The following is an 11480-nucleotide window of genomic DNA, read 5'->3' on the forward strand; positions in this document are numbered from 1 at the left end:
TCAATTGTAAGGTCGCTCTACGAATCTTCCGTCCATGAAGATTTCGAGAGGTCTAATCCAACATCTTTTGTCATTTTCTGAAACATAAACAACGCATTCTTCTAACGTTTCTTCCCACAAACCGACACAGATGATTCTGTAATCTCTTCCTGTCTTTTTGTGCGTCCAGTACGACCCGACTTTAGGTTTATTCATTCATCCACCTCCTTAACTTCAATACCTAAATCTACTAATTGTGTCTTTAATTTTTTGACTGTTTGTTTCAATGCGTCACGGATTGCGTCTGATAAAATTTCCGATGTTATTGCCATAGTTTTTTCATCAAAAAAGAATCTCGTTTTAATTGCCATCTTGAATCTTGGTTCTTGTTTTATAATAAAAGCTTTGTCAAGAGGTGACGGTTTGTAGTTGATAAATTTTTCCAATTCTTCGATCTGTTGTCTAATTTCTTCTGCTTTTTTTAACTCTAATAAATCCACCTATTCCACCTCTTGCATTTCCACTGTATACATTCTTTAATTACGATATTTCAATCCCAATCGGTGCATTTCGTTGATTGCTTCATTTTTCGTATGGAAGACATGCTCACTATCTTCCATGTTGTCGTAACAGACGATAACTTTATATTTCATCATCTACTTCCTCCGCCTCGTAATAATCAATCTTTGCAAAATTCTTAGGGCTGATAGTAATCACCCTTTTTTCTGGTTCAAGCTGCTGTAACTGAAGACATTGTATATTGCCTACCTCGAGCCATTCCAACATGTCCAGAATGCGTTTGAGATTTTCTTTCACCTTGATGGTTTCATCCATGTATGGATTTTGCAGTTTAATATTTGTCATAGTTTTTTTAACTCCTTTTTTTATCATCGTTCCCGGCTCGTCTCTGAACACCTTAGCCGGATTCTGTGCTATAAATCGCCTTAACCAGCGCATAACTCGACCATCTTTCTTAATAGTTCTTCGTCCGGCAACTGCTCCAGCGTTAGAATACGATTGAGTTTCTTTGCATTGATACTCAACTTAGCGCTGATGTATTCCATATCTTCGTGATTAGCCCAGAACCACTTCGAGAACTCTTGCGTTTGGCCTAATACGCTTGTGTGTCCGTGACTGCTCGGAGCGTATACACCGACTAGCTTGTCTTTGTATCTACTGTTCATTTCACGTTTCCTCAATGTCTAACACAATCTTAAATTTCCCAGACTCACCACTTAGCCCGCCATACTGAAACGACATCATTTTGATAACTTCGTGATTGTCGTCCGGCCATAAATTAGCGTCTGTTAACCCGTCTATAAGGGCTTTAACGGTAGGGTATAGGTTCGGTGGGTCTAATCTTCGTCTGGTTGGTGCATAGACTGTTACAGCTACCGTACAAGGCTTATCTGGGCTATACACTGGTGTAATGTTTAGTCCAGCTTCTGCCCTTGCTATTAGCCGTAGCCGTTTGACCATTCGCCCCTCTGCTTGATAGTGAAATCTGTCGTTACTGTTGATAACTAGATTTTGTGCAGGTTTAGCTTTTGACCTCTGTAATAGAAATTCTAGTCTCATGCTTCACCTCAGAATGGCAGCATATCATCCGTGATATCCATTGGGTTACTGTTCCCGTATGGGCTGTTATCTCTTGCAAAGTTTGGCCCTTGCTGTTGTGGTGCTTGTTGCCCGTAAGGCCCTGCATAGCCGTTGTCATTGCCAAACGCTCCCGATGTATTGCCTTGATTAGCATTACTACCTTCACGCGCTGCACGGCTCTCCAACATTTGGAAGTTCTCAGCGACTACCTCAGTGACATACACTCGTTGACCTTGCTGATTTTCATAGCTACGAGTCTGAATGCGCCCAGTAATACCAATCAAAGCGCCTTTTTTAGCCCAGTTAGCCAAATTCTCAGCTTGCTGACGCCAGATAACACAGTTGATAAAGTCTGTTTCACGCTCACCGTTAGCATCCTTGAAATTGCGGTTAACAGCTAGGCTGAATGTAGCTACTGCGACATTGCTGGGCGTGTAGCGTAGCTCTGGGTCTTTGGTTGTTCTTCCTACAAGGCAGACCGAATTTAACATAATTTTTCTCCTAGAATTTCATAATTTACAAAGTTATCATCAAGCAACTTAGCAAATTGATGCCATTGATTCTCACCGCCGTGGAAAGTAAGAGCAAGATTGACCTTGTAAGGTTCAGCGGGCTTGCTAGGTACTTCCTCAACGGGTTTAGCGTCTTCGATAACCTCACCAGTTTCAGCGTTGACCGCTTTGATTTCCTCGTTAGCTGACTGTTGGGCCATTGCTTCAATCTCGGCTAGACGTGCCGCTTCTGCTTTTTGTTTGGCTTCTGCTTGCTGCTTGCGTTCAATAGCTGCATCACGGTCCTTTTTCATTTGCTTGAGGATTTCAACTAGAGGTGTATCATTGTTCAAAGCTCTAGTGTATGGTTCCGCTGGCAACTCATAATCAAGGGCTTGTTCCTCAATCATGGCAACGTTAGCCTTGTATTCCTCAAGTCGGTCATACTCAGCCAAAACCAATGCGTCGATTTCTTCGATAGTCTCTTTTTTGAGTTCCATCTTCTTGTCTTTGAAATACTTCTTCAAAGAATAGCCGTCGTATTTGTCTTTAAATGTGTCCTTATCCAATCCAGCAAGCTCGCACTTCTCTTCAAATACTGATCTAACGTGGTCAACTCGGAGCATTGCTTGGTGATTGTCGATTTCATCACGTTTTGCACGCAGCTTGTCAACCAAATCTTGCAATGGCTTGCGTGATTTCTTCAAATTGCCCTCAAATTCTGTGAGCGGGTTCTTATAGATTTTTGAAATCTCTTTGCGTTTTGCATCTAGCTTGTCATCGAGACCTTTATAGCGGGTAATTTCTTTCTTGATATCGCTATATTCAAGTTGGTCCAGTTGCTCGTCTGACAACTCGCTTACTGCCGCTTGGATAGCTTTGTCAAATGCTTCAAAATCAAAATTTATTGTTCCCGGCGTATATACCGGCTCGATTGTTTCCAAGAAATTGTTTGTTGCGTTGTTCGTTACGTCCTTCATGTCTTATCCCTTTCGATTGTTAATTTGTGTTTGAATGTCGTTAGATACCACGTTAAAACCTGCTACTAGCAACTCATGGAAGTCATTGAGCTTGTACTTCTTCAAGTAGTAATTAGCTACTGTTTCGGTTGCTTGACCAGTAATTAGTGCTAGCTCATTGATTTGTTGCATGATAAGGTCATGTTGTTCATTGCTAATGAAGTTAGGTTGTTGATTGCTTCTTGACTCGTAGCGTGCTTGTTGCGGTTGTTGATTTTGATGTGGTTGAGGGTTGTGAGGTTGGTTTGGTCTCAAACTCTCTTCGGCCACTTCGAAGTGGTCCACATCTTCCTCACCAATTGCAAATAGTGCTTGCAAGGCGTACTTCCCAGCGTATGATTGTACGGCTCCTACCCACTGCGGTTCATTCATTTGTTTTAAGTCTCCGTTGCGGGTTTTCAAAATCGGCACAGGAGACAGCTCTGCAAATGCTACCGCTTGCTCTTTTTCCTCTCGGTTAGATGCCGTTGCAATAGCCTTGATAAAAGTCTTGCCAGAAAATTCGACTAGATCATAGTTGACTACAACGCTCCAATTTGATTTCAAACTTTTAAAAACGTTGTAAATGTCTTCGGCGTGCCTCGAAGCGTACTTGGCAGTCCCTTCTTTCTTTTTTTTAAGCTGCATTCGTTGTTGCAACTCTGTAAATGTCATTTCTTCCATGTCATGTCCTTTTTAAATACCCCTAATTCTCAAATTTTGGGGGTTATTTGCCGTTTCTCTAGTGTAATTGTGTTACTAAATTATTTAGGGCGGTTACAAGCGATTTTAGAGCCATTTCTTACCCTTTGACTTTTTTAGGTGCCAAAGCTCTCTTTTGAGCTTGGTGTTTTCTTGAGCTAGCGACAAAATTCTGTCTTGCTGACTATTGATAATCTCCCCCAACTCTCGACCTAAATTCATGTACTTGTTCCGCCAACGGTTCTCGACTTCATAAGTTTCTTGTTCCATGTTTAATGCCTACCCTCCCACCACTTCATGTTCTGTTAGTTCGTCAATAAGTTTAGGAGTGCTCCAATCCTATCCTCCATGGATTCTTCACGCTCCGTGCGTTCAAAGTCCGAGCCGTCAAGTTTAGTTACGTTGTATTCAGCTTCTACGATAAGCACTTCGCAGTCAAACACTTCAGCAAGCTTGTCAATGCCAGCTTTTTGTTTTTCGTATGGTTCGATTGGTAGCTGTAGCGCTTTCCAAAGTCGGGGATCAAAAGTCGCTGTAAACGCTATGCTCCCTTTGTCTTTATAGCTCGCAAGAAAGCCATTCTTTTTAGCGCTGTAGAGTACGATGTTTTTATTGTTTTCTTTCATGATTATTCCCCTTTTTCTTCGTTACGTTTTTTAAATCCAAGAGTAAGTCCAGTAATACCTGCTGCGATTACTACCAACCCTAAAGTGCTAGCGATGCCTTCTTTTTCACCAGTGTTCGGAAGAGTACCACCGTAAACGGTCGTTTTAGGTGTCTCTTTGCTTGTTGGTGCGAAGTTATAAGATACTGTGGCAGGTTGTGCCACTTTTTCTTTTGGCACTTCTACTGGCTTGCTTGGCACCTCTTTCGGTGTGCTAGGTTTTTCTGGCTCTACTGGAATTTCAAGCTCTGGCAAGTCCAAGATAGGGGCATCATTCGGAATTACTCCACCTTCAAATGGCGGCAATTCTCGCACCTCTGGGATTCCGGGGATGCCGCCTTTAAATTCCGGTTTTTCGTACTTAGGTGCATCGTGTGGCACCTCAAACGTTGGTTCTGGCTTATTCTCACCAGACGCATCACCTTTACCACCTACTAATTGAATCTTCTGATATGAAACGGCACCATCATTTTCAGCTTTAAGCTCAATTTTATTTGTAGGGTTAGTTGAGTCCTTAACAGCATTTACAAGCTTAGTCTTGTAGTACAAGTAAACCATGCGGTCTAAACGGTCCATTTTGATTTCAAAGCCATGCTCAGATTTTGAGATAGACTTAACTAAGTCCATAGCTGAACCTTTGTCGACCCAAGGATCAACACTTTCAATGTTTTTAATTTCAAAGTAGTTATCAACCAGCTTTTGGTTTTCTGACATTTCATCAATGATTGTTACATAGTTTAACGCACGTTTGGCATAGTTAACACGGGCTGTCCAATTAATCACAGTAGGGTCTTCTTTGTCTTGAAATCCCCATTTTGCAATCAATTCATCTTTGCCGATTACTTGCTCCGAACCAACATTTACAGTCACAACAGTACCATTAAAGTTGATATTTACTGGCTTTCCTGGGACAACTTTATCTGTCCAGCTTGCATCAAGCTTCAAACTCATGCGCTTGTTAAGTGGATTGTTTTGGAAGTAGTTGTTAAACGTAGTAACCACGTTCCCAGCTTTCAAGTTGGTAGCAGCATGTCCGATAACTTCTTTGTTGGGATTGTAAACGTCGAAGTCATAATCAGTTTGGAATGTCACCTCTTTAGGAAGTGTAAGGGTAACTTTGTCACCCTCGTTAACTTGCACGTCATCTGGAATTTGAATATCCTTATACTCAACTTCGAATGGGTTATACTTTCCGTTGCCATTAGGGAAAGTCACCTCAACGTTTGGATTCTCAACGTTGATAGTGTCGCCCGTTTTAGTCACTGTAGTAGGCGCAGCTGGTGTTTCAGCTGGTTGAGCTACTTCTGTAGTTGTTGCTGGTGTTTCTGCAATCGGTTGAGATTCTACCGGTGCTGGTGCTAACGCTTTTGGTGTTTCCACTGGTGCCACTGTTTCGCTAGGTGTCACCGTAACATTCCCGGCATTGTCAGCCGTATAGACATTAGCGGCAGTTGGTTGTGCGCCCACCACTGGTTGAGCAGTTTCGTCCGCTGATACTGTGCCAGCTCCAATCAATAGAGCTGTAGCTAGCGCCAATGTGCCACAAAGGCCATAGGCTTTAGTTTTAACGTAGCTAGGTTTTGAAGTTGTTTGAGTGTTAAAAGATTTCATGGTATAATCTCCTTGGTGTATTTTTCTTGCATGGGCCCTAACCCATGCTTTTTTTAGTGCTCTCAACGTGCACCCATCGCCCCACCGCGTCATGTTTTTCAATGTTTTATTAGACTTTTTTGGGGAAGATAGGAAAAAGATTTATTTAGTAAAGTTTTTTTGGGAAAAATTAGTATAAGTTACACTCCACGATGAGGCCGTGGCTGCACGCTGAAAGATTGACATTATTTTGTGTACTTGTTCTTGAGTCGTTCTTGCTTTTCCTCTGGGGTTTCAACCCATTCAAAGAACGGCTCTTGCTGCTTGGGCTTCTTTCTGGTTAGCAATTTCTTTAATAGCTTCATGAGTTACCCCACTAATTGATCTAATGGCAAGCCGTGGTCAGCGTTAAACTCTCGTACCTTTTCGTCAATCATGCGATATGGTCTTACCTCGAAGACTTCTACTTCATTTTGCTTTTTGCTCCAAATCCATCCAAATAGTTTTTTCATGATTTTTTACCTCTCTTATTCTTCTAACTATGATTACTGTATAGTTATCTATTAGTTATTATTGTTAGTTAGTGCCGGTAGGCTCTAGATTGTTGTTGGTTAGTGTGCGTAGCACCATATTGTTATATATTAGTTATTGTTTATATATTAGTTATTGTTAGTGTCCGATTTTCTAACCTATGAATTATCATCGTTTGATTTTTTCGTAATATGAATTTTCTAACTTACGAATTATCATCGTTTGATTAAATGGAAATTCCAATTATCGAACTATGAATTTTTAAGGCTACCTGTGGATAACTCTGTGGATAACTTTTTGTCAAGGTATTCTATAAACTCGTCTGTCATGGGTATGTCTGATGCGCAGACAACCATTTCAAAACCTTTTTTATATCCCTTACTTTTACGAAAAACCACGACATAACGTTTGCGTTTCAATTCTTCAAACGCTGTACGATGCGAACTTTTCCCGTTGGTTGACCTCTTTTCAAGCTCTGACAGATAAACCCGCCAATCACTTTTATTTATCAAGATTTCAGCAAGTAAGCCTTTAGCTTGTAAACTCAAGCTAGTATCTTGTAAGAACTTGTTATTCATTTTCGTGTAATTTTCTTCCGTGTTAGTGAAAGATATACTTCATTCAGTTATGCTCCTTTCTGGCAGTGGTTGGCCTTTTTTATTCCCTAACCGCACTAGAGAACTAGCGAGGACTTTCGATCCTATTTATTTTTAGGAGTTCTTATAAAATCAAATCATCTAATGGTATTGCTTACGTTTCAACTGAATTGTTGCCCCGCTAGCTCACTGTTACGGCTAGGGTGTTAATGTTATTTGAATCTGTTTCTGGTTTTCCATTCGATGAAGGACTTAAAACCCTCATAGTTGATAAAAACCAGTTTGTGTGTTGGATTGAATACGTAGTCTCGAAAGTCTTTGTTGTCCCTCATTTCTCGAATGAGGTTCTTTGCCATCGACTTCCCTAGACCTTCCCACCGCTGCATGAGGTGGTCGTAGTCTCCCCACTCAGCCGTCTCGTTGATACCGACTGGTTTATATGTGATTTCCATTGGTAGTCCTTTCTGATCTAAACTGTTAAGCGTTCTTGATTAAGAAACTTGTTAATGAAATACTGTTGACCCTTGCCAGTAACCTTAGTTGTCGTGTTGGTAGTTGTATGTCCGTCAGCGTGGTTGATATTTGTCTTTTTCAACTCAAACAGCTTTAAGTCCATGCTCTTTTGCGTTGGTTGATTCCAAGAATCCCCACGGCGACTAATTAGATAACCGTTAGAGCGTAGCCACTGAAAGAGCTTGTTTTGACCAATATCAATCCCGTTCTGTTTCAGGATTTTAGCCAATTCTCCGATTAGACAAGATGACTTGCTAGCACTGACAGCGTCAGCAAATAACACCTTAGGACGGTCAGCTTCAATCTGTGCTTCTAGTTTATGGACTTTCTTATCAGCCATTAGCAATGCCCTAGCCATGATTTTCTCTGGGCTATTGAAGTCTTTCTCAACTTGGATGAAGTATTCTCTAACTTCATGACCTTTATTTGTTTTCGACATCATAGCTAGATGTTCAGCCATTCGGATTGTAACAGCATAGTCTTGCAGTTCACGAACGGCGCCGTTATTTACAAGCGTAGTTCCAACTACACTTGTAAAATCTTCGTTCTCTTTAAACATTTTGAAGTTTTGTTCAACCCACTGACTGAATCGAGTTTTTACTTCTAATGTTTTGTGAAGTTGTCTCGCACTAATGATAGGCTCATTGTTTTCGTTTAACGTTACATTAATTAATTCGTTCACTGATCGCTCCTTCCTTAATTCTTAACTTGAATTAAATTCAAGTTTTACTGTAAAAAAATATCAGATACCGTACAAATCAGACGATTGAATGTGGTATTTATTACAAATGGTTACCATGTTCTTAGGAGAAATAGAAAGCACGTTCTTCTCCCAAGCGCTGACCGTTTGAGCTGTAGTACCAACGCTTTTAGCGAATTCTTCTTGTGTCATATTATGACGGGCTCGAAGTTCTTTGATTGTAATCTTTGGAACTATTTTTGTCATTTTGTTCCTCCTCTCTAACTAACTTACAAACATATTGTAACTTGAATTTAATTCAATGTCAACAGTTTTGTTGATTTTTTTTCAAGTTTTTTTAGTTTTTTTATAAAACAACTTGAAAGTTAGGAAAGTCTACTATATAATATTAATATAAGCAGCAAGGAGAAAGATATGGATTTGAATAAGCAAAGAGGAAGCAGAATTGAAAGTTTGAGAGCTAGCAAGGGCATTAGTCAACTTGAATTAGCGAAAATGTTAGGGTATAAGTCTGACTCAACTATTTCAAAGTGGGAAAGCGGTGCTAGTATTCCAACGGGGACAAAGATTGTAAAATTAGCACAAGTTTTAGGAACTTCTACGGATTACATTCTTTTTGGAGACGGTCCAGAAAACACCGAGGAACAACAACCTAGCTCCCATGACATTGATGAAATCATAGCCAACGCCATGATGTTTGACGGTAAACCTCTTACAGAGGAAGATAAACGTGCCATTCGGGGCATAATTGCCGGCTATATGAGTAGCAAGGAGAAATAAACGTATGGAGAAAGAATTGCTTGAGCAGTTCAATGTCTCTATCTGCGAGTTTAGCTCTAACGAGTGGCCACGAAACGGCTTTCTCGACCCAATAAACAGGGTGGTTTATATCAATGAGGATTTAGCCCCAGAAATACGTTTGAAGGTTATTCTGCACGAATTAGGGCACTTAGAACATAACTCTAAAGACTATGAGCGGTTACGGGAGAAGTTTGAAGCTCAAGCAAATAGGACTATGATCCATGAATTGTTGAAAAATGAAAATCTTGATGATTTTAATTACTTACACTTTATGGAAAAGTATAATCTCACCACGATTTGTGATGAGACCTTTGTAAAAAATGAATATTTGAAAATGATGAGGTAACGCTATGAATTTATTAACAGTTCAAACCCAATTAATGCAAGCGGGCGTCCCTAAGATGTTTGGTACTCGAAAAGAGGTCAACTACCTGCCGCAATTGCTATCAGACGATGAGGTTATCCAGTATGCAGCATCCGGAATGTATGACGGCAACACTGTCTTAATCGTTTTAACTCAAAAACGCATTATGTTTGTTGATAAAGGCATGATTTACGGTGTCCAAACTTCTGAAATCCCTCTTGATATGGTCAATGGCGTATCGTCTAAAAGTGGGGTTCTCTTAGGTGAAATCTCGGTGATGAACGGGGCATCTTGGGCACATATCAAGAACATCCCGAAGATTGCTGTCCCAGTCCTATCTGATAAGATTAAACGTGCGTCAGAAGCATACAAACAAAGTCTATATAGACCACAAATAGAAGTGAGCCAGAACAGTCAGCCACTATCGCAGAATCTAATTGCTGACGAATTGATTAAGTTAAAATCATTAGTTGATAACGGCGTACTTACTGAGGAAGAATTTCAAGCACAGAAAGCTAAATTATTATCACAATAAAAAAAAGCCCTACACTCACCGTCGCCAAACTTAGAGTGTAGAGCTAGGCATCACAGAAAAACAGAAAACACACTAACAGTAAAACAAACCAATAAGGTTGTGTTTTCTTTTTTCTGTACCCATTTTACCAAAATTAAGGAGATCTGACAATGTGGGTAGAAGAATTACCAAACGGAAAATATAAATATTTCGAAAGATACAAGGACACTTACACTGAAAAATGGAAACGGGTATCTGTAACGCTTAACAGTGGGTCAAACCGAGCAAAGAAAGAGGCTCAACGCTTATTGGATGATAAGATAGCCCAGAAAATAGAATCATCAAGCACTACTAACGTATCATTCCATAGTGCCTTTAACGAATGGTGGGAGTTTCACCAAAAGCAGATTAAGTTAAGCTCAATCAAGAGCCTTGCAGCATCCGTTAAACGAATATCTGACGCTATCGAACAAGGAACAATCCTATCAAATATCAATGTCAGACTTGTCCAATCCTTACTAGACACCGCAGACTGGACAGATTCACAGAAATATCGTGCTAAGACTGTACTAAATACATTTTTCGATTATGCTATGGATCAACAACTTATAACTGATAACCCATCGAGGAAGGCACGATTACCAAAGAAGACCAATAAACTTGAGAAACAACAAGCTGCCAAGAATAAATACTTAGAACCAGACGAATACAGTCGATTACTGAAAGAACTCTACCGAAAGGACATAACACTGAGATATGCTCTAGCGTGTGAGTTTATGCTCCTAAACGGTTGTCGAATTGGTGAACTGGCTGGGCTGACTGTTTCAGATTACCACAAAGAGACACGTTCTTTGGATATACACACCTCTTTCAACAGATACATCCCAGAAAACGAAGGAACGAAAACCGTCGCTAGCTATCGGACCACCTATCTCACTAATCGAGAAATGGAAATCGTTGACCAGATACTGGAATTGAAAGAGTTAAGCGAAACAACCAATCCAGATTGGTATCGTAGCGATAAAATCTTCACGACCAACACTGGCAAGCCTATCCACAGTACAATCCTTAGTGCATCACTCCAGCGAGCTAATGCCAGACTGGAAACACCTATCGACAAGCACCTATCCCCTCACATCTTCAGACATACCACGATAAGCATACTAGCTGAAAACAACGTGCCACTAAAAACTATCATGGACAGGGTGGGTCATGCAGATTCGGAAGTCACTACTAGCATCTATACCCATGTCACAAGAAATATGAAAGATCAAGCGGTCAATGTTTTAGATAATATCATTACGAATAATCTTGCCCCTTCCTTGCCCCTTGGGTAGAAAAAAAGAACTCTAGGTTAAACCTAGAGCCCTCAGAAACGTTGTTAAATCAACGTTTTATTTTTTCAAGTTGTAGAATGATTTCAAACCACGGTATTCTG

At 40.3% G+C, this 11480-nt stretch carries 18 protein-coding genes; 4 read left to right on the top strand and 14 right to left on the bottom strand.

Features of this window, described 5'->3' with window-relative positions:
• The 14 genes from AX662_RS11125 to AX662_RS09570 all read right to left on the bottom strand — a co-directional run bounded on the left by AX662_RS11125 (position 1) and on the right by AX662_RS09570 (position 8609).
• Entirely contained in the window at positions 1 to 195 is a 195-nt protein-coding gene (locus AX662_RS11125; RefSeq protein WP_060972305.1) for a DUF1653 domain-containing protein, read from the bottom strand.
• Positions 192 to 479 carry a hypothetical protein gene (locus AX662_RS09505; protein ID WP_060972306.1) on the bottom strand — a complete coding sequence of 96 codons (288 nt, stop codon included), beginning with the start codon at positions 477 to 479 and terminating at the stop codon, positions 192 to 194. The genes AX662_RS11125 and AX662_RS09505 overlap by 4 nt, the downstream gene beginning before the upstream one ends.
• A gap of 36 nt (positions 480 to 515) precedes the next feature.
• The gene (locus AX662_RS11130) at positions 516 to 635 is read right to left on the bottom strand and encodes a DUF7204 family protein (RefSeq protein ID WP_443030985.1); all 120 of its coding nucleotides are present in this window, start codon (positions 633 to 635) and stop codon (positions 516 to 518) included.
• Complete coding sequence (locus AX662_RS09510) at positions 622 to 843, bottom strand: hypothetical protein (protein WP_197414711.1); 222 nt, start codon at positions 841 to 843, stop codon at positions 622 to 624. The genes AX662_RS11130 and AX662_RS09510 overlap by 14 nt, the downstream gene beginning before the upstream one ends.
• Positions 844 to 1565: 722 nt before the next feature.
• Entirely contained in the window at positions 1566 to 2069 is a 504-nt protein-coding gene (ssb, locus tag AX662_RS09525) for a single-stranded DNA-binding protein (protein ID WP_060972309.1), read from the bottom strand.
• Entirely contained in the window at positions 2063 to 3049 is a 987-nt protein-coding gene (locus AX662_RS09530; RefSeq protein WP_060972310.1) for a DUF1351 domain-containing protein, read from the bottom strand. The genes ssb and AX662_RS09530 overlap by 7 nt, the downstream gene beginning before the upstream one ends.
• 3 nt (positions 3050 to 3052) lie before the next feature.
• Positions 3053 to 3751: an ERF family protein gene (locus AX662_RS09535; RefSeq protein ID WP_060972311.1), complete on the bottom strand. Its 699-nt coding sequence runs from the start codon at positions 3749 to 3751 to the stop codon at positions 3053 to 3055.
• 105 nt (positions 3752 to 3856) lie between these two features.
• Complete coding sequence (locus AX662_RS09540) at positions 3857 to 4039, bottom strand: hypothetical protein (RefSeq protein ID WP_060972312.1); 183 nt, start codon at positions 4037 to 4039, stop codon at positions 3857 to 3859.
• A gap of 35 nt (positions 4040 to 4074) precedes the next feature.
• Positions 4075 to 4395: a hypothetical protein gene (locus AX662_RS09545; protein WP_060972313.1), complete on the bottom strand. Its 321-nt coding sequence runs from the start codon at positions 4393 to 4395 to the stop codon at positions 4075 to 4077.
• Positions 4396 to 4397: 2 nt separating this feature from the next.
• Entirely contained in the window at positions 4398 to 6044 is a 1647-nt protein-coding gene (locus AX662_RS09550; RefSeq protein ID WP_060972314.1) for an LPXTG cell wall anchor domain-containing protein, read from the bottom strand.
• A gap of 347 nt (positions 6045 to 6391) precedes the next feature.
• A complete protein-coding gene (locus AX662_RS10825) occupies positions 6392 to 6535 on the bottom strand; it encodes a hypothetical protein (RefSeq protein ID WP_197414712.1) in 144 nt (47 codons plus the stop codon).
• A 270-nt stretch (positions 6536 to 6805) separates the two neighbouring features.
• A complete protein-coding gene (locus tag AX662_RS09555) occupies positions 6806 to 7132 on the bottom strand; it encodes a hypothetical protein (protein ID WP_060972315.1) in 327 nt (108 codons plus the stop codon).
• 487 nt (positions 7133 to 7619) lie between these two features.
• A complete protein-coding gene (locus AX662_RS09565) occupies positions 7620 to 8345 on the bottom strand; it encodes a phage antirepressor KilAC domain-containing protein (protein WP_060972316.1) in 726 nt (241 codons plus the stop codon).
• Between the two features lie 60 nt (positions 8346 to 8405).
• Positions 8406 to 8609 (bottom strand): helix-turn-helix transcriptional regulator, encoded by a 204-nt coding sequence (locus tag AX662_RS09570; protein WP_060972317.1) that lies wholly within the window; start codon positions 8607 to 8609, stop codon positions 8406 to 8408.
• Between the two features lie 168 nt (positions 8610 to 8777).
• Here AX662_RS09570 and AX662_RS09575 point away from each other — a divergent pair, with 168 nt between their 5' ends.
• The 4 genes from AX662_RS09575 to AX662_RS09590 all read left to right on the top strand — a co-directional run bounded on the left by AX662_RS09575 (position 8778) and on the right by AX662_RS09590 (position 11379).
• On the top strand, positions 8778 to 9143 hold the full coding sequence (locus AX662_RS09575; protein ID WP_060972318.1) for a helix-turn-helix domain-containing protein: 366 nt from the start codon (positions 8778 to 8780) through the stop codon (positions 9141 to 9143).
• Positions 9144 to 9147: 4 nt separating this feature from the next.
• Positions 9148 to 9510, top strand: a complete 363-nt coding sequence (locus AX662_RS09580; protein ID WP_060972319.1) for an ImmA/IrrE family metallo-endopeptidase — start codon at positions 9148 to 9150, stop codon at positions 9508 to 9510.
• A 34-nt stretch (positions 9511 to 9544) separates the two neighbouring features.
• Positions 9545 to 10063: a PH domain-containing protein gene (locus AX662_RS09585; RefSeq protein WP_231728432.1), complete on the top strand. Its 519-nt coding sequence runs from the start codon at positions 9545 to 9547 to the stop codon at positions 10061 to 10063.
• A 149-nt stretch (positions 10064 to 10212) separates the two neighbouring features.
• Positions 10213 to 11379: a tyrosine-type recombinase/integrase gene (locus AX662_RS09590; protein WP_197414713.1), complete on the top strand. Its 1167-nt coding sequence runs from the start codon at positions 10213 to 10215 to the stop codon at positions 11377 to 11379.
• Positions 11380 to 11480 lie beyond the last annotated feature (101 nt).

Origin of the sequence: Streptococcus sp. CCH5-D3, from assembly GCF_001556435.1 — a bacterium.
Taxonomy (GTDB): Bacteria; Bacillota; Bacilli; order Lactobacillales; family Streptococcaceae; genus Streptococcus.